This window comes from Nocardia sp. NPDC055029, assembly GCF_053608525.1.
The window spans coordinates 84,423-101,690 of the sequence record NZ_JBSGVQ010000028.1; the positions used below are offsets into that span (position 1 = coordinate 84,423).

Here is a 17,268-nt window from a genome sequence, read left to right on the forward strand (position 1 = left end):
CTTGATATTTCGAAACAGCGTCTGAGCATGGCAAATCCCGGTTCGTGAGCGCTTTCGAACCGGTCGGTAGATATATTGGGGTTCACTCGAATGAGCGATCAAACGCATGCTCGTAGCGAGGCGACAAATGAAGGATCGCCTGACTACGGCTCGTAGGATCGAAGTACCCCAACGTTCTTCAATTCAAAAGTTCCAGCCGAGATTCCTTCCACTGAATTTCCGGTGAAGGATGGACCTCCAATCTTCGGTCAAATCTGATCGGCGGTGGGATCTCGTAGTCCGTCGAGCACGGCGCGGATGAGTGCCGGATCGGTCTGGATCGGGACCGCGCGGCCGGAGACCGGCGCCGGGATAGGCTGCGGGTCGCGGTGTGGCAGGTGATGGGTGTCGGGAGAAGACATTTGATGCTCACGCTTCGAATAGCTGGTGGCACGGCAGCAGGCGCATGGTCGCCGTCACCGCCCGGTCGATGGTGACCTGGACGTCGCCGTAGCGGCGCTTCATGTCGGCGGCGTAGGTCGCGGCGACAGCGGGCTCGGCGCGGAAGTCCAGGACCAGCCCGATCGGAAACGCGACGACGAGATGCACCTGCACGGCTCACACTCCCGCCACCGCGTCGGCGCGCCCATTCCGGTGCAGGGCGGGTAGTGGAAGTTCGCAACGCGTGGATGTCCCACTGCCCCAAGGTGTTCGAACCACCCTCGCGCAGGCCTTGACGAGCTCTGGGTGGGGTGGCGTTCGCGCCATGGCCCCCCGGGTATCCAGGCATGTCACCACGAGTGCCGCCACCGTCGGATCGCGCTCGATGCGGATGGTGAGCAGGTGCCCCTGGCTGGCGAGGTGATCGGGCTCGGTAGCCGGACCCACGAGCTCTCGCATCAGCACATCGAGCGGCTCGACCATGTGGGGGAGCTCAGCGCGGGTGAGTCCGCTGCGGGTGGTGGCGCGCGCGATCTCCTCGGCGAGCGGAGCTGGTGGCACCTCGAACTCGACCACGACCTCCTCGGCGTCGACGACGATGTGGTCGACCGAGCTGGCGTCCATCAGGCTGACGATCGGCTGCAGGTCCGAGATCCGGCGAAGTAGCGTCGGACGCGGCACCACGAACCCGTCGAGATGGGACAGACTCGGCACGATGAGGTGGCCGCCACGTCCCTCCTGCAGCTTTTCGACTGCCGCCCAGAGCACTCGGTAGCTGGCCTGCCCGCCGAGTACTGGGCGGAGGTCGATCGCGTCGCGGGCGGCGAAGTCGGTCAGCGTGGCGATGAGCTGCGTGCCGTGACGATGGTCGATTGCCTCCATCGTGGCCAAGAGGGGATTGCGCGGCGGGGCGGGTTCATGCAGCACCTCGTGCATGTGCAGTCCGGCGCGATCAGCGCACTGTCCAAGCCGATGCTCGACCCTGCCCACCTCGCTCTCGCCGACCAGGGCGAGCCGGAGATATCCGATCGCGATCATCGTCGCTCCGATCGCGGACTCTGCGGCGGCGGTGGCGATTCGGGTTCGCCGGTCAGCGTGGACGATGCATTGACGATCATCGTGTGGTCCTTCCAGCCCGTCGCCGCATCAGTCGTCGACCTCGGCGGAGTCGTAGGCAAACGCGGCCCAGTACGGGAGGCAGTCGGGCCCATGCGAGGCGTGTAGCCGCTGGACGGCGGCGACGTCCCGCTTGGAGGTGAAGCTCGGGGGCTCTGTCGCGCAGTCGGGGTGAACCTGCTTGTCGCGCGCGGTGTCGACCTGTCGCATCTGGGCCTCCTCGCTCGCCGGCATGGTCCTTTCGAGGTGCTCGGCGCCGGGGCGCGGCCCTGAACGGGTCGGGGTCCGGCAAGGGGCGTCGGGGGTGTCGCCATCGCGGGGGTGGAGGGATGACACAGTGCCCGGCGCCGAGCACGAGATGAGCGTCACCCAGCCGCAGCGGACGTAACAAGGTCGGCAGGCGGACTTTTGGCGGACTTTTGGCGGACTTTTCGCGGGCAGTGGCGTTGTCCGCTAGTTGCCCAGCCGCACAGCGGATTACCGTGGTGGAACCGATACCAAGAGGTGGGGACCATGGACGCGTCGGAACCGCGCACTGTGCTCGAGCAGCTCGTTCACCAGTCGAATCGCACCATGGATGAGTGGTGCCAGTACTTCAACGAAACGGCCATTCAGTGCGGCGACAATGCGACTCTGTCCAAGCGGCAATTGCGTCGTTGGATGGCTGGAAATGTGTCGGCATCGAGGGCCTCGTCACAGCGCATCGCCCAGCAGGTGTGGAAGATGAGTTTCGAGGCACTGGTCTCGGCGCCCGAACCGGTGACAGGGGGGCCGCCACCCACTGTCAGCGAGAGTTTGGATCTGGAGATCGAGATGAGCACCGACGAGTCCGCAGGCTGGATCAAGCGCGGTAGAGGCTCCGTTACCCCCGCCGTGCTCGACCAGTTGCGCGCCGAAGTGATCGAACACGCTGGCAACTACCTCACCAAAGCGCCGATCCAGCTGATCCCCAAGCTGAGCCGGACCCGGCGCGAGATCTTCGAGTACACCGACAGCCCCCGCCAGCGGCCTCGCGACCTGGCCACCCTGTACCTGCTCGCGGGCCAGGTGTGCGCGCTCCTCGCTCACGCCTGCGCGGATCTGGGCCGCAACACCGCGGCCGACACCCACGCCCGCACCGCGCAGGTCGCAGCGGACTACGCAGAAGACCAGCACCTGCGCGCCTACGTGTCCTGGATTCAAGCCAACGTGGCGTACTGGCAAAACGACTTCGAGGGCGCGGCCTTCCACGCCAAGTCCGGCCTGGCGAAAGCCGTCGACGACTCCACCCGGCTGCGACTGTCCAGCCAGCTCGCTCGCGCCAAGGCGGCCCAAGGCGAAACCCGAGCCGCTCTCAGCGCACTCGACATTGCGTTGGACACCGTTTCCCGAGTAGGCCCGGCAGCCAGTGCCAGTGAGCCGGGCGTGATGCACTTCGGGCCGGCGAAGGCGCTGTACTACGCGGCGGAAGTCCATCTTGCGGTCGGGGGAGCCGCCCACAGCGCGCAGGCGCTCGAGCTCGCAGACAGTGCCTTGATCCGGCTCGATGACAGTTCCCCGGCCGAGTTCCGCGCTGCCGCTGAACTCGATGCCGCGCGTGCGCACCTGGCGCTCGGCGACGCAGAAGCCGCCAATCACCGCATCAAGCGTGTGCTTGAGCTCCCGGTCGAGCTGCGCACCACCCCGATCGTCGGCCGAGTGATTGCCGCTGGAACCGAATTGCGCGCTCTCGCGGCAGGAACCAGCCTCGCTCGTGATATGACACAACGGATCGACCTGTTCACCACGTACACCGCTGAACTAGAGGAATGACTTTGCCAGCACTGCAGGTAGCCGTCTGCGGCCCGCGCGACTGCACGCCCGAAGATGCCCAGCGCGCGACGAAGATCGGACAGCTGCTCGCCGAAGCGGGCGCGATCGTGCTCTGCGGCGGCGGAACCGGCGTCATGGCCGCCGTCGCCGTAGGCGCCTCCAGTGCAGGCGGACTCGTCATCGGCATCCGCCCCGACACCGACCGCACCAAAGTCTGCGCTGGCCTGACCGCCACAGTGTTCACCAACCTTGGTGAGGCACGGAACGCGGTTATCGTCGAGTCCGCCGACGTGGTCATTGTCGTCGGCGGGTCCTGGGGAACGCTGTCCGAACTCGCGCTCGCCAATCGCCGCGGGAACGTTCCAGTGGTGTCCATCGGCGGCTACCGGATTACCGACGACGCCGGAACTCCGGTACTCGAGTCTGTGCGGGTCGGCTCTCCGGATGAAGCTGTTTCGACGGCGCTTGCTCTCGCGTCACACGCCTAGTCGCTGTGAAACAACTTGTTCAGTTGCGTGACACACCGTAGGTCTCCGTTGATCGCTCCAGGGACCGGCGTCCGCTCGGTTTGCTGGCCCAGAGTGTGCTCGCGTCGATCGACGTGATTCTGCACTGTTCACCGCCGGGAACTCGCGGCTACAAATTCCCAGATGGGAATGCTTCACATTTGCTGATCGAGGCGTAATGTGGTCGGCGAGGGCCGATTCCCCCATCGGTCCGCCGCGTAGGTGGCGTCCCGCGCCAATACCTACGCCCACATCGAGCCGCTGATACCTTCCTCCCCCCCGGAGGTATCAGCGGCTCGTCCACTTCACCAACGGTTTTCCGGCTCCGCGTTCGGTCGCCGTGTGGCACCGGCCGATTGCAGAGTGATTGCCGCTACGTGATGTGCGGCATATAGTGAGGGGGCGCCGGCCGGAGAGTGACTCCCGAGCCCGGAAGCAGAGCAATTCATTGCTGCTTCCGTGAGTTCTCAGGAGTACCGGGATGAGTGCACACAATCACCTTGACGGCAGAGTCTCCAACAGTGCTGCCCTGTCGCGCTTTTCACGTGGCAGGAGCCCGCCCTAGCGGTCACCCTCGCTCTGGTCCAAGCGGTTCTTCGTACTGACTCTCGTGCTCCCGGACCGGCTGATGCCCGCGTAGCGGCGGGCTGAGTTTGTGGAGTACAGGGCGATTCGGCGTCCACTCCGGACAGTGAGATGTCCCCCCGCTGCAAACGGGGGGACATCCGATACAGATGCCTCAAGTCGGCGGCTACCGCTTGGGGCTGATGCAGACACTTGGAGAGCCCCTGCCATGACAACAGTAGATGTCGCGCGCGCTCATGCGCGAGTAGAAGCGTCCACCCGACCGGAAACCAGCGATCCCACCACCACATCCCTACGGGCCGCGATCCTGGGGCCTCACCAACTACTGCACCAGCATGTTCGCTCCGCTGTCGTCGGGCTCGACGACAGCCCGTGCTCGGGCACGACCTACGGCGAGGAAGCGGGCCAGGCCCCGGCGCTGCTGCGCGCGGTACTCGCCAAGGTCGGTGGTTCGTCGTCGGCGGTCGCTGCAGAGCCCCGACTGCGGGGGATCCTGTGCGAGTGGGCCGCGGTGTCCGCGCCGCACCTGATCCCAGTACTCACCGGCCATCTCGACCTGTCGGTCGGGGCGATCGCGGCGCTGGGTAACGGCTCGGACTATCAGGCCGCACTCGCCGCCGAACTCGACGACGGCAGTGCGCTCGGTGAGCTCGCGCTGACCGAGCTCGGTGGGACCAACGGCGCAGACCAGCAGACCACCGCCACCTGGGACGGCACCCGCGATGGGTTCTGGCTGGACTCACCGACTACCGCGTCGTGGAAGTTCATGCCCAACATCGCGTTCCCCACCGCCCGGATCGGCGTCACCACCGCCCGGCTGATCATCGACGGTGCGGATGAGGGCGTGCTGCCGTTCCTGCTACGTTTCCGCCACCCGGACGGCTCGCTCGTGCCCGGCCTGCACGTCGCCACGCTGCCCGACAAGTCCTGGGCGCCCATGGATCACGCGATGATCCGCTACAACGCGGTGTTCATCCCGCGTGATGCCCTGTTGGGCGGGGACTGGGCGGTGATGAACCCCGACGGCCGTCTCGACTGCGCTATCGAGCCGCGGGCACGCTGGCACCGCGCGATCGGGATGCTCGGCGAAGGCCGCCTCGACCTGGCCAACGCCGCGGCCGCGGCCGCCCGTGCGGGTGTGGCACTGCTGCACCAGTACACATCCACGCGCAAACCCGGCTCGGTCCCGATGGCGGAGCGTGGCACGGTGCGCCGTGATGTGGTGTCGGCGCTGGCCGCGGTCACTGCCACCAGCGTGCTGGGTCGCCGGATCCAGGACATGCGTGCCGAAACCACGGCCGGAACTCCGGTACAGGCGATGTGGTCGATGCTGGCCAAGCCGCTGCTGGCCTACACCGCCCACGAGGTGCTTCTGACCTGCCGTCAGCGCGGCGCTGCGCAGGCCTCGCTGCGGGTGAACTGGATCGGCGACTGGATCGGTGTGGTCGAGGGGATCATCACCGCCGAGGGCGAGTCCCAGGTGCTGCTCAAGCAGGCCGGGTTGGCCGTGACCGCCGGTATGGACATCACCGCGTTGCGACTACGGAACACTCCGCCGCATCTGCCCTGGTACATGCGGATGCTCACCGACCGCGAACTCACTCTCGCGGCAGGACTACGCAGCGGCAACTACGACGCTGCCGGTACCGCGATCGACCGCGACACCGCCGCAATCGAACTCGCGACCGCGACCGGTGAGCGGCTCGCGACCGTCGCGGCGCTGGCAGCATCCGCCCACGCGACCGATCCCACCGCCAACGCGGTACTCGAATCCGCGGCCGCGGTCTACGCCTTGGAACGGATCTATGCCCGAGGCGGCTGGTATGTCGCGCACCGGCAGATGTCACCCAGGCGCGCGCGGGCGGTAGAGATCGAGCTGCTCCGAAACCGCCGTGTGCTCGCCGAGCACCTCGACCAGCTCGTCGAGGCGTTCGAGATCCCGCTGGAGGAGTTCGACGCGCCGATGGCTGCACCGAATTATCTGGACTGGTGGCAGAACTGGGCGCAGTGGCCGAGTTCCTCGTTCGGTCGCTCGCTGCGTGAGGTGTCCTGGGAGGTGCCGGGATGATCGAGCCAACGCGCAGACACAAAGTCGTCATCGTCGGCGCCGGATTCGGTGGCCTCACCATGGGCGCAGAACTTCTCGCCGCCGGGATCGACGATTTCCTCATTCTCGAAGAGGGTCACGAGGTCGGGGGAGTGTGGCGGGAGAACACCTATCCGGGCTGCTCGTGTGATGTGCCCTCGCACCTGTACTCGTTCGCGTTCGACCGCTGGCGCGACCGGCAGATGCGCTACCCGGACCAGGCCACGATCCTGCGCTACATGTGCGCGGTTGCCGACGACAACGGTTTGCGCGAGCGCATCCGTGTCGACACCGCGATCACCGCGGCCCGCTTCCACGATGCTGACGGCACATGGACGTTGACCACCACCGGCGGTCATCACATCCATGCCGAGGCCGTCGTGTGGGCCATCGGCCAGCTTCACCGCCCAGCAGTGCCTCAAATTCCCGGGGCGAGCGAGTTCGGTGGTCGGGTGTTCCACTCCGCGCGCTGGGACCACACCGCCGATCTGAGTGGGCATATCGCCGTAGTGGGCACGGGTTCGTCGGCGACGCAGATGGTTCCGGAGCTGGCGCGCACCGCTGAGAGCGTCACGGTGTTCCAGCGCACCCCGGCGTGGATTTTGCCCAAGCCCGCTGCCGGGTTCGGGCCCCTCACCCGCACCGCGCTGCGGGTGCCGGGACTGCACGGGCTGTATCGGTCCGCGCTGCACCACGGCGCCGATCTGGTGTTGGCGCCGATCATGCACCGCGGATGGTCTGCACGACCAGCGGAATGGATCGCCCGCGCGCACCTTCGTCGTCAGGTGCCCGACGCTGGGCTGCGCGAGCAGCTGCGACCGCGCTATCGCATCGGCGAGAAGCGCATCTTGCTCGACAGCGCGTTCTATCCGGCGCTGGCGCAGCCTCACGTTCGTCTGGTGACCGATCCGATCGAGCGGCTCACTCACGACGGTGTCCGCACGTCCGACGGCCGCCACCACCAGGCCGATACGGTGGTGTGGGCGACCGGGTTCCGGGCCACGGAGTTCTTCGACGGCGTCACCATCACGGGCACGGGTGGGGTCGACCTGCATTCGCAGTGGGCCCGCGCGGGGCGGCCGGAGGCGTTCTTCGGTCTGGCGGTGGCGGGGTTCCCGAACATGTTCATGATCGCCGGGCCGAACAGCTTCACCCCATCCAGCTCCAACCCCTCGATAAAGGCCATTCAGGCCCGCTACATCCGAGCCTGCTTGGACCGCAGTGTCGAACTGGGCCGCCCGGTCGAGGTCACCCCGGCCGCGATGGAGACCTATCGCGGTTGGCTGGACGCGCAGTTGGGCGCCAGCGTCTGGCCGGACGGGGTGCAGACCTGGTTCACCCGCCCCGACGGGCAGATCACCAACGCGTGGCCGGCGACGGTGCGCGAGTTCGGCCGCCAGCTCGACCGCTACCGTCCCGCCGAGGCCTTCGCGCGCGTCGATCCGGCGCCCGAACAGCTGGACGTGACACAGGTTCTCGCCGCCACCGCCTGACCGGCCAGGCGAGAACGGGCGGTGTCGCTGGGACCGTCGACCCGGCGGCACCGCCCGATCTATCGCCCGGCGGCGGGTTCGTTGGCAGTATGGACACACACGATCGGCCAGCATGTGAGTTCGGAAGCCCGGCAACCTGATTCCCGTCGACAGGAACGTGATCACCTTGACCTCAGCCCACGTCGGCGGCCGCGCCGAGAACTTCGACGAGCAGCTCCACGAGCAGGTGCTCGCGCACTTGACCGCCGCCGGAGCTGCCGATGCCGACCAGCAGGCCGCGGACTTCGTCGAGCGGGTGCAGACCGGCCGGGCCAGTAGGCCCCCGGCCAACGACGCGCAGCTGTGGGGCGCGACGTCGGTCAGGCTGGGCGCGACGTTGTCATCCGAGGCCCGAATGATCGTGGCGCGGCAGCTGATCGCGATCCTGCGACGCCTGCGGGAACCACACCGCCGGACCTGGGCGCCCGGCGACGAGCTGCCGACTCCGGCGCCCGCGAAAATCTCCGACCTCGACGGGGACGTGTGGATGCACCAGAGCGACGGGAACGGCTGCTATCGCATGAGCTCGAGGGATCGCCGCAGGAACGCCGGTAGCGTCGCCGACTACGAGGGTGTCCAGGTGTGGCCGTTCCTGCTCGAGTCCGAGGGGCCGTTCACCGAGGTCACCTCCGCGGTCTGACACCGCCAGCACGGTTCGGGTGATGCGCCGAGTGGTCGGCACCGGCGTATTCGGCCGCACCCCGCGTTTTCCCGTTCATCGGATCGAATGGCGTTGTGTCGCAAACTCCGGACGCCGGTTTCCGACACATGCTGATCTAGCGGTGTCAGCGCAAATCCTCTGTCGGCTTGCGGTGCGGGGCTATCAGGTCTGCCCGAGGCATACAGCGCCGACCGGATAGAGCCCAGGTCAACCAGACCCGATGTCGTCGACGTCGCGGGTGGGTAGACCGATTTCGTCGGGTCGCTTGTCGGTGCGGATCGCCTGGAACGACGGGTGCCGCAGGCCCGCGGAGGTGGCCTCCCTGTGGTTGATCTCGGCCACGATGACCGCGTCGACCCACCACACGCCCGCGCGTTGCAGGTACGTCGGCACCGGGTCGGCGAGCGGGCTGGAATCGCGACGGATCTCGTCGAGAGCGGCGCGGATGTGACGCCGTGCGGCGGTGGTGAACCCGGTACCTACCATGCCCGCCACCTTCAACCGGCCGTCGACGTCGTAGCCGCCGAGGACCAGCGCGCCGAACGTACTCGCGTGCGCGCCCGAACCCGGGAGAGCACCTATGACCAGCAGATCGACACTCTGCCGAAAGACGCTCTTGATCCACGATTTCGAGCGCTTTCCCGCCTCGTACGGGGAGTCCAGCTTCTTACTGACCAGACCCTCCAAATGAGCGGCCGCAGCCGAGATCAGGAGCTCGTCGGCGCTGACCTCGCTCAACAGCCACATCGGCGGCACGCGGACGCGGTCGCCGTCGTCGAGGCCGAGCCCATCGAGCAGCGCCCGGCGCTCGCTGTAGGGCCAGGACCGGATCGATGCGCCGTCGGCCACCACGTCGAACACAATCAACTCGACGCGGATGTCGTCGATCAGCGTCTTGGAGGGCCTTTGGACGTGCAGCCGCCGACCCAGACGCACGAACGACGGCGCCCCACCGGCGGCCGGATCAGGAGCGACGATCTCGCCGTCGAGGACCAGCCCACGACCGTCGGCGACGCGGCGCAGCGCCTCGACGATCTCGGGGTAGGAACTGGTGGTGTCACGCAGCGTCCTGCTGGCCAGCATGACGGTCCCGTCCGGCGCACAGCGCGACAGCACTCGAGCACCGTCCCACTTGAATTCCGCAGCGAACCGCGCTCCGGACGAAGGCGGCTGTCCGGCGCTCGCCAGCATGGGCAGGGGGATCGCGAGATCCACATTCCCCAGCCTAGGCCCGGTGTTCATGATCTGGGAGTAGTGGCGCAACCGGCCGGGATCCGGCGCTAACGTGGTGATCTCGCGCGGTCAATCCAGAGTCAGGCGTAAATGTTTGTGGCCGTGGCTATTTGTTGCAGGCTCGGCCGTTGGCGAAACCCATTGGCCACGGATACCACCCGGCGGCCAGGATGGCGGGCATGAGACTGATGAAGTACTGGTCCCTGGCCGGTCTTGTCGAGCGCTGAGCAGTACGCCGAGCAGTGCCACATGCACCACAACGCAGCGGAGCTGACAGTTCTCTCACGATAAGAATGCCTAAGTATCGAGCTCGGCGATTACCAGAACCTTGACGTGACCGCGGTACCTATCGTCGAAATTGTTGTCGGCGTACTGGCACTGGACGTTGAAATTAACCGTGTTCCCGCCAAAGCCGAGGACGGTGGCGTCGATCTGGATCATATTCAATGGGCGTTGACTGTCACTCGCACCGTCGAAATCGAACCTGAAACCGGCGATCGCGATCGAAGCATCCTTCACAACGCCGCCATTGAACTGTACAGAGCCCTGGAAGGTCCGGGGATTCCCGGAAGCTCCAGTCGTAGACGGCATCAGGATAGTCTTGTGGGCCCATTTAGTGATTGACATTATTTTCCTGCTTTCTTTGTGGAATCGGAGCGATAATCCTATTTCCGGGTCTGCGGCATTTGGCGTGAGTTCAATCCTGCCAGTGGCGTCAATCAGGAAGCCACTCACCCTAGGGTTAAAAGTTCACACCCCTTGATCCGAAAATGACGGGTTCATTATTGGCGCTACGATGGTGGCCCGAATGTGATCGAATATCCGCATTCGACGATCACTACTGGATCAGGCCCGAACCGATCCCGCCGCCCGGCGACGCCGCTGAGGTGCCTCATTGACCGGACGGCGAAGGTCCGAGCTCGGCACGCAGTTCAGCGGCGAGAGGGTTGGGAGCATCCGCCCGAGATCCGGCGCTTGCCGACTGACCCGCTGGTGGACGGTGCTTGGTCGCGTCTGATGCGACTGGCGAGTCGCCGCGACTTGTGCACTACGGCAGATAGTTTCCCGAGTCGCGTCGACTGCGTGCCGTGTTTGCCTGGTCGACTCCTCAGTTATGGCAGATAGTGTGCCGCTATCTGCCATAACTCCTTAGCGCCGGATTTCCCGCCGATGCTCCCCGACCCGCCGATCTCTGCCGAACCCCGGACCTGCCTCTTCCGCGCCTGAGGGGCTGGCTGCACGAAAGAGCCGTCTCTTCTATTCATCCACCTATGGCGATGTGCGCATTATCGCTGATACTCGGCCCGAGCACCTACGGGAAGGGCTCGACCATCGAGGCGGTCAGGGCCAGTCGTCCGGGCCGAGTGCTCGGACCGAGGTCCGGAGTGCCGCAGACCGAATCAGGTTGTGCGCGTGAAGATGATGTCGATGCGGCCGGGCTGCGGTATGAAAGTCCGGCACACCGCACCGATTACCGAGGGGGACTTCCGTGAGCTTGCCGCAGACCGTAGCCCAGTTCTTCGTCCTGCTACTTCTGGTCGTTCCCGGCATCACGTTCTCGGCGGTCCGGCGCTGGATGCGTGGGCCGGGCGCCGACGACAAGGACTTCAGTGCTCGACTGGCCAACGCCATCGCGGTCAGCATCGCCCTAGCCTGCCTCTACGCGCTGGTTCTCGGGCCGTGGCTGATCACGCTGTGGACCAAGAATGCTCAGGGAGTCCCCGGATTCGTCCAGCGTCCCCAGCTGGCCGCGATCACCGCGGCCGCCCTGGCCTTCGTGATCCCTGCTGCGATCGCCGCGTCCCTCAACCTCCGCAAACTGCAGTGGCCTCCGAAGCCCTGGTGGAAGCTATGGACGATCCTGGTGTGGCGTGAGATCGGCTACGCAGCACCCAGTGCCTGGGACGCGCATGCCCCCAAATTGGCGGACTGCTTCGTGCGGATCCGAACCGCGGACGGCTACTGGGTGGGAGGCTACATTGCGGGCGCAGCTGGCTTCATCTCCACACACCCTCAGCCCCGCGACATCTTCATCCCCGAGCCCTGGGAAATGGACGAAGACGGCGGGTTCGTCAAGGCCATCCCGGAAGCGATCGGACTCTACGTTCCCCTGACCGGCTCGGAGCGCGTCCAGTGGGTGAACGAGCAGCCGTAGGGCAGTTCACATCACGTCCCCCGTTGCCCGTTGCTCAACCAAGCCAACGGGCAACGGGGACGCCTCCGCTACTTTGCCTTCGCCTCACCGGCACCGCCGGCGGGCGGCTTGCGAACAGGCCGCGGAGTAGCCGGGGCGGCCTGCGCAGAGGGGCTCGTGCCGTGGTTGCCGCCTCGACGGTCCGACGCGGCGCGAGGCGCGGCGCCACCGGTCAACGAGCGGGGTTGTCCTTGTCCGTTCTCAGGCAATTCGTCCAACTTTCCGTCAGACCCCGGGATGGGGCACCGCGCATACAACGAGTGCGCCGGGCTGAATTGTTCCGCCGAAGATCGAGATCGGCCAGGCTATTTCGCCTTGCCCTCACCCGCGCCGCCCCCGGGCGGCTTGCGCGGCGGTGGCGGCGTGGGCTGGTTCTTCGGGCGCTCCGGCGAAGAACCCGGAGTCATCGGCGCCCGGCCGCGATTCTCGTCCGGCTGCTTGTCTGCCATCAGTAGTCACCGTCCCTGTATCGGCCGCGCGCTCACGACGCGGACAAGCGATCCTGCAGGCGGCCATCCCTATGTCGCAAATCTGGAATGGGGTTTCCGACATTCCATTCGATCAGGGTCGCCGCTGCCCGCTGGTAGTGCGCGATCTTCTCGGCCTTGCGCCGCTCGTAGTCCTCGCGGCCGGGCAGGCCCCACACCTCGACATAGGTCGGGGTGGTCGTGTCGGTGAGCACGTAGTCGGGAAAGACGGCGTCGCTGGCCGCGTCGTAGGTCACCGGCTTGATGAACGAACGGCCCGCAGCGTGCAGCGCGTCGGCCATGCGGACCTCGAAACTCGAATCACTCGGGATGTAGCCCGCATTCGTGAGCATCACCGCGGCGTCGACGGCGATCGCGTACCCGCCCCGGGACCGCTCGACGTAGAACAACCCGACCTTGCGCCCACCCGCCTCCTCACCCGCCTGCGCGAACGCGTGCCGGTACGACGAGCGCAGCCGCGCGTCGAGGTCGGCACTGACGAATATCTGCCGCTGGCGGCTTTGATGGGCCAGCTGGTAGCGCAGCCCGTACTGGCCCTCGTCGACGGACTTGATCTCACCGAGGACAAATCCGCGCCGAATCTGCTTCTGGTCGGCCCGCAGGGTAGCGACGAAGTCGTCGAAGGCGGCGAGGTTCGCCGCGGCGCGTTCACGCCGGTAGGCCGGGACGGTGAACAGGACGCGGGTGGCCGGGTGTCGGCTGATGGTGAGTGTCGGCGCGTACTCGCCGATCGCACGCGCGACGTCGGCCCAGGTACGGGGCCGGGAGCCCGCGGACCAGGCGGTCAGCCGCGAGGCCTCCCAGAGGTGGTGGACCAGCCCGAGCAGCCCCATCGACCGGCGGCCGACGCCGGGGTAGGTGTTCTGGTCGACGGCCGCGCGCGTGGTCGTGTTCTCGGACGGGTTGCTCACCAGAGGTGCGGCGAACCGAATGCTGGTGCCGTCGGCGGTTTCCCGGATCGCTGAGTCGGTGTAGGCGCTGGCGCCGGAGGTATCGGAGTCGAGCCGGTGAAAAGCACACTGCGGCAGATGCTTCGGCCCGGTGCCCGGCCAGCACGCCAGGTGATGACGGCCGGATTGGGTCGCGCGGGTGACCAGCTGCAGGGGCTCGGGCCGGCACAGGCACTCGGCGGACTTCTCCAGGCGCGCGGCCGCCAGCGCGCGGGCGTAGTTGTCGGGGTCCGTGCGCACGTCCTCGAGGGGGAACTTGTGCCCGGACAGGCGCACCCAATCTGTGTACATACGATCCTCCCCGAGACCGGTGATGCAGGCGGCCTATCAACGGTAGCGGTTCGGGCCGACAATCTCGAGTGCTCGCACAGAGCCTCACCCGGTGCGCGAAAGTCGCTGGTGCGCCGCCGCGACCGGCGCCGCGTACGGCTCCCACCGAACGATGCCGTCACCGGCCCCGGCAATGGTCAGACGAGATCGACGCGGCGGGCCCGCGCGGTCGGCGACCGTCACCGCCAGGTGCACAGCCTGAACGCGGCCGCGGCCGCGACGTAGGCCGCTGTAGCCGATCGGGTGCGCGTCCACGCTCAGGTTCGTGCCCGACGCCTCAGCGATACGAAGTGCGTCGATCCCTAGCGGAGGCGCACTGCCGCCTGACGTCCGATAGGCATCGGCGCGCGCGGTTGGTTTCTTCATCATCCCCTCATACGGGACGCTGAGGGAAGAGCCGACAGCGACTTTCTTGGTGCGGAAGTCTCCGAGCGCTCCAATCGGGATGTCGCCTGTGATGCCCGAACCCCGACTCGCCGCAGAGTCACCTAGTGCCAGTCGATCTCGACACTTTCGGGGTTCGATTCGCCTTCCGCGACCGATCAGACTGTTATTTCAACTGTCCTGAGGTGCCTGATCGCGAAACTCGCCGAACTGAGGTAGTGCTGTACTCGTTCTTTTCTGTCGAACGCCGCCATAGGCTCAGGACTGGTTCGAATCGTGGTCAATCGGCCATGCCCACCATCCCGCGGGACTGGCAGGGTATAGGCCGAGAAACGATCGAACAGGTTTCGTGCGACACCACCACCATCTGTGAAAGCTGATAGATATGGAATTGCGGGTGCATGGAATGGGGGATCACGACCCCTTGAGCGCACAAGGGTCTGCTCGGGTGGTCGAACCCGACGAGCTGGCCGAGTCGGGTCCGGCGGGTGTGGAGTCGATCGAGGCGCGCGAAGACCCGCGGGCGCGTCCGATCCTTGGGGTCGAGTTGTACGAGGTCCCGGAACCGCCGCAACATCCGGTGCAGATGTTGAGTTGGACGCGCTCCTCACGCGCCAGGATCCCGCTGATGTGGTACTTCGCCTTGCCGTACACCCTGATCAATGTCGCGGGCTTCATGCGATCCAACCGATCGTGGGTGCGTAAGCCCCAAGCGGTCCTGGTGTGGATGTGGGGCGCTTTCTCGATCATCGGCACATTCCTATGGGCGACACTGGCTGCCGAGACAGCCATCCCGTACTTCGTCGACGCGGATTCACAGCGTATGGCCGGTTCGATTGCCGCCGCGGTCATCGCTGCGTTGATTCTCGCGCCGATGTGGTGGCGAAAAATGATCCGGCGCAAGAACGAAGGACTGACCGGAGCTACGGAGGAAAATGACGACTCGAATGCCGCCGCGGTGATCGCTGCGTTGATTCTCGCGCCGATGTGGTGGCGAAAAGTGATCCGGCGCAAGAACGAAGGACTGACCCGAGCTACGGAGGAAAATGACGACTCGAATCCAGCCCCCGAACTCGACCGGACCCTGCTCGCCAACGTAGTGCTCCACTCGCTGGCCCTACTCGCGGTCGCGGCCACCGTGATCGTTATCGCACCGGCGACGAACCTGGACAGTCAATGCGTACTGCATGCCGCCTCGCCCCCGGACTGCGTCATCTACCGACACGACTGGGTGACGATCTTCGCGCTGGCGACCGCGGCACTGTCGGCCGTCATCGTGCTGATCTGCACCGTAGCGAACTTGGTCTGCGATGATCGCACCTGGAGCGACACCGACGCCGACCCGCTGATGGCCATGTCGGGGCTATTGGCGTTGAGCCTGATGGTGGTCAACCTCGGATGGTCAGCCGCGGTGATGGCGGTGACATGGGCCATGAGCTATCTCGGCAGGCACGTTCCTTGGATCGATTCCCCCAGGAACGTCACCGAGGCCGCTGGTCTCTTGCGACCCGCCAACGATTTCATCTATGGTCCCGAGATCGTGGTGGGCATCGCCACCCCCTTCATCCTGGTGGGGCTGTTGGGCGTGTTGATCCTTGTGGTGGTGCGAGTGATCCGACGAGTCAGGCAAGGCCCGTCGGCCACCTCTGGCGGAGCGCCCGGAAAGGGGCTCACGCGCTTCAAGAAGGCCCAGCACGCCGTGATTTGCGACGAGAGCCGGGTTCGACTGACCTTGTTCGTCATCGGGCTGCTGGCAGTGACCTACCTTGTACCGCTGTGGTTTTTGGGTCGGTTTCCCGGTTGGGAGGGGGCGGTCGAAAGATCGGGCAGCGGGCAAGTCGAGGGCCCGGTGGTCTGGACCGCGCGGCTCAGCGAAGTTTCGGTCGATGCGCTGCTGGTCTCGGTCACTATCGCCCTGCTGATTCCCTCGGTCCGTCGACCCTTCGCCGTTTTGGGTGACATCGCCGGCTACTGGAACGTCAAGTGGCATCCCCTAGCAGCCCTGCCCTACCGAGGTGATGTCGTCAGAGTCCTCGAATACGAAATCAGCCGAGCAGACGAGCCGTACGTGCTGGTCGGTCACAGCCAAGGCAGCGTACTGGCGTTCACCGCCGTCAAATGCGCGAAGGTCCCGGCCGGCAAGACGAGACTCGACATCTACCTAGTCACGTGCGGCTCGCCATTGCTGTCTCTGTACTCACGGTTCTTCCCCTTCTACTTCAGTACGACCGCACGTGAAGAAGTCGAGCAGAAGGTCATCGAATGGGGCAACTTCTGGCGCGACTCCGATCCGATCGGATGTCCCCTGTTCGGTTCACGCCGTAACGAATTCGCGAGCGCACCCAACACCTTCGATCGCCCGGACCCCAGATTCGTGAGCGGCCAAACCAGCCCTGTCGCCTCGGAGGCCGCCAACGCTGATCCCGACCTCACACCCGCCGATGTCGATGATCTCACCCTCGGACACAGCGACTACTGGCTCGTCCCTGCCCAACAGGCCTACCTTAAGGCCACACACTCGCCGGATTCTGGGCAGTCTCGATCTGTGCCCGCTGTGTTGCAGGCCGACAGACGGCCCCACACCCGTCTCGGCCCCGCGTAGCGAGACGAACCCGATCAGGCTGTTCGTCGCTATGGCCTCACATCTGCGGGAGCGTGGGAATTCGCTCGATGACTCGCGCGGCACCGAGAGCCCGTCGACAGACGTTCCCGGTCGCCGACCGAGAGTGGTGACCGTCGGAAACAGCGAGTGCTCGCACAGAGCCTCACCCGGTGCGCGAAAGCCGCTGGTGCGCCGCCGCGACCGGCGCCGCGTACGGCTCCCACCGAACGATTCCGTCACCGGCCCCGGTAATGGTCAGACGAGATCGACGCGGCGGGCCCGCGCGGTCGGCGACCGTCACCGCCAGGTGCACAGCCTGAACGCGGCCGCGGCCGCGACGTAGGCCGCTGTAGCCGATCGGGTGCGCGTCCACGCTCAGGTTCGTGCCCG

15 protein-coding genes and 1 pseudogene are annotated in these 17,268 nt (G+C 66.1%); 8 read left to right on the forward strand and 8 right to left on the reverse strand.

Translation table 11 applies throughout. The annotated features are described in order from the left end of the window. Positions 1 to 248: 248 nt before the first annotated feature. The 4 genes from ACWF9G_RS23055 to ACWF9G_RS23070 all read right to left on the reverse strand — a co-directional run bounded on the left by ACWF9G_RS23055 (position 249) and on the right by ACWF9G_RS23070 (position 1,746). Entirely contained in the window at positions 249 to 401 is a 153-nt protein-coding gene (locus ACWF9G_RS23055; RefSeq protein ID WP_452517804.1) for a hypothetical protein, read from the reverse strand. Between the two features lie 7 nt (positions 402 to 408). Beyond that, positions 409 to 594 carry a hypothetical protein gene (locus ACWF9G_RS23060; RefSeq protein WP_452517806.1) on the reverse strand — a complete coding sequence of 62 codons (186 nt, stop codon included), beginning with the start codon at positions 592 to 594 and terminating at the stop codon, positions 409 to 411. 3 nt (positions 595 to 597) lie between these two features. After that, on the reverse strand, positions 598 to 1,458 hold the full coding sequence (locus tag ACWF9G_RS23065; RefSeq protein ID WP_452517807.1) for a hypothetical protein: 861 nt from the start codon (positions 1,456 to 1,458) through the stop codon (positions 598 to 600). Positions 1,459 to 1,566: 108 nt separating this feature from the next. Then, entirely contained in the window at positions 1,567 to 1,746 is a 180-nt protein-coding gene (locus tag ACWF9G_RS23070; RefSeq protein ID WP_452517808.1) for a hypothetical protein, read from the reverse strand. A gap of 303 nt (positions 1,747 to 2,049) precedes the next feature. Here ACWF9G_RS23070 and ACWF9G_RS23075 point away from each other — a divergent pair, with 303 nt between their 5' ends. From ACWF9G_RS23075 to ACWF9G_RS23095, 5 genes are all read left to right on the forward strand, one after another. Further along, on the forward strand, positions 2,050 to 3,327 hold the full coding sequence (locus ACWF9G_RS23075; protein WP_452517810.1) for a hypothetical protein: 1,278 nt from the start codon (positions 2,050 to 2,052) through the stop codon (positions 3,325 to 3,327). Beyond that, positions 3,324 to 3,815, forward strand: a complete 492-nt coding sequence (locus ACWF9G_RS23080; RefSeq protein WP_452517811.1) for an SLOG cluster 4 domain-containing protein — start codon at positions 3,324 to 3,326, stop codon at positions 3,813 to 3,815. The genes ACWF9G_RS23075 and ACWF9G_RS23080 overlap by 4 nt, the downstream gene beginning before the upstream one ends. 811 nt (positions 3,816 to 4,626) lie before the next feature. Next, complete coding sequence (locus ACWF9G_RS23085; protein WP_452517813.1) at positions 4,627 to 6,486, forward strand: hypothetical protein; 1,860 nt, start codon at positions 4,627 to 4,629, stop codon at positions 6,484 to 6,486. Further along, complete coding sequence (locus tag ACWF9G_RS23090) at positions 6,483 to 7,997, forward strand: flavin-containing monooxygenase (RefSeq protein ID WP_452517815.1); 1,515 nt, start codon at positions 6,483 to 6,485, stop codon at positions 7,995 to 7,997. The genes ACWF9G_RS23085 and ACWF9G_RS23090 overlap by 4 nt, the downstream gene beginning before the upstream one ends. A gap of 166 nt (positions 7,998 to 8,163) precedes the next feature. Continuing rightward, positions 8,164 to 8,676, forward strand: a complete 513-nt coding sequence (locus tag ACWF9G_RS23095; RefSeq protein ID WP_452517816.1) for a hypothetical protein — start codon at positions 8,164 to 8,166, stop codon at positions 8,674 to 8,676. 228 nt (positions 8,677 to 8,904) lie between these two features. Here ACWF9G_RS23095 and ACWF9G_RS23100 read toward each other — a convergent pair whose 3' ends face one another. Continuing rightward, positions 8,905 to 9,912: an ATP-dependent DNA ligase gene (locus ACWF9G_RS23100; RefSeq protein ID WP_452517818.1), complete on the reverse strand. Its 1,008-nt coding sequence runs from the start codon at positions 9,910 to 9,912 to the stop codon at positions 8,905 to 8,907. Positions 9,913 to 10,263: 351 nt separating this feature from the next. Between ACWF9G_RS23100 and ACWF9G_RS23105 the strand changes: the two genes are divergently transcribed. Together ACWF9G_RS23105 and ACWF9G_RS23110 are read left to right on the forward strand one after the other, a co-directional pair. Beyond that, the gene (locus ACWF9G_RS23105; protein ID WP_452517820.1) at positions 10,264 to 10,554 is read left to right on the forward strand and encodes a hypothetical protein; all 291 of its coding nucleotides are present in this window, start codon (positions 10,264 to 10,266) and stop codon (positions 10,552 to 10,554) included. An 865-nt stretch (positions 10,555 to 11,419) separates the two neighbouring features. After that, complete coding sequence (locus ACWF9G_RS23110; protein WP_452517821.1) at positions 11,420 to 12,085, forward strand: DUF6338 family protein; 666 nt, start codon at positions 11,420 to 11,422, stop codon at positions 12,083 to 12,085. A 344-nt stretch (positions 12,086 to 12,429) separates the two neighbouring features. On the opposite strand, the gene ACWF9G_RS23115 is transcribed toward ACWF9G_RS23110, so the two are convergent. After that, positions 12,430 to 12,573, reverse strand: a complete 144-nt coding sequence (locus tag ACWF9G_RS23115; RefSeq protein WP_452517822.1) for a hypothetical protein — start codon at positions 12,571 to 12,573, stop codon at positions 12,430 to 12,432. A 32-nt stretch (positions 12,574 to 12,605) separates the two neighbouring features. Next, positions 12,606 to 13,853, reverse strand: coding sequence for a DUF1173 family protein (locus ACWF9G_RS23120; RefSeq protein ID WP_452517824.1), 1,248 nt, complete (start codon positions 13,851 to 13,853; stop codon positions 12,606 to 12,608). Positions 13,854 to 14,724: 871 nt separating this feature from the next. On the opposite strand from ACWF9G_RS23120, the gene ACWF9G_RS23125 reads away from it, so the two are divergent. After that, positions 14,725 to 16,878 (forward strand): hypothetical protein, encoded by a 2,154-nt coding sequence (locus tag ACWF9G_RS23125; protein WP_452517825.1) that lies wholly within the window; start codon positions 14,725 to 14,727, stop codon positions 16,876 to 16,878. A gap of 163 nt (positions 16,879 to 17,041) precedes the next feature. Here the strand turns inward: ACWF9G_RS23125 and ACWF9G_RS23130 are convergent. Further along, a pseudogene (locus tag ACWF9G_RS23130) lies at positions 17,042 to 17,268 on the reverse strand (hypothetical protein); the annotation flags it as partial.

Excerpts from the sequence above, each read along its gene's own strand:
- ACWF9G_RS23080 (WP_452517811.1), top strand. The coding sequence starts at position 3,324 with ATGACTTTGCCAGCACTGCAGGTAGCCGTCTGCGGCCCGCGCGACTGC.
- ACWF9G_RS23120 (WP_452517824.1), bottom strand. The coding sequence starts at position 13,853 with ATGTACACAGATTGGGTGCGCCTGTCCGGGCACAAGTTCCCCCTCGAG.
- ACWF9G_RS23090 (WP_452517815.1), top strand. The coding sequence starts at position 6,483 with ATGATCGAGCCAACGCGCAGACACAAAGTCGTCATCGTCGGCGCCGGA.
- ACWF9G_RS23075 (WP_452517810.1), top strand. The coding sequence starts at position 2,050 with ATGGACGCGTCGGAACCGCGCACTGTGCTCGAGCAGCTCGTTCACCAG.
- ACWF9G_RS23055 (WP_452517804.1), bottom strand. The coding sequence starts at position 401 with ATGTCTTCTCCCGACACCCATCACCTGCCACACCGCGACCCGCAGCCT.
- ACWF9G_RS23070 (WP_452517808.1), bottom strand. The coding sequence starts at position 1,746 with ATGCGACAGGTCGACACCGCGCGCGACAAGCAGGTTCACCCCGACTGC.
- ACWF9G_RS23115 (WP_452517822.1), bottom strand. The coding sequence starts at position 12,573 with ATGGCAGACAAGCAGCCGGACGAGAATCGCGGCCGGGCGCCGATGACT.
- ACWF9G_RS23085 (WP_452517813.1), top strand. The coding sequence starts at position 4,627 with ATGACAACAGTAGATGTCGCGCGCGCTCATGCGCGAGTAGAAGCGTCC.
- ACWF9G_RS23065 (WP_452517807.1), bottom strand. The coding sequence starts at position 1,458 with ATGATCGCGATCGGATATCTCCGGCTCGCCCTGGTCGGCGAGAGCGAG.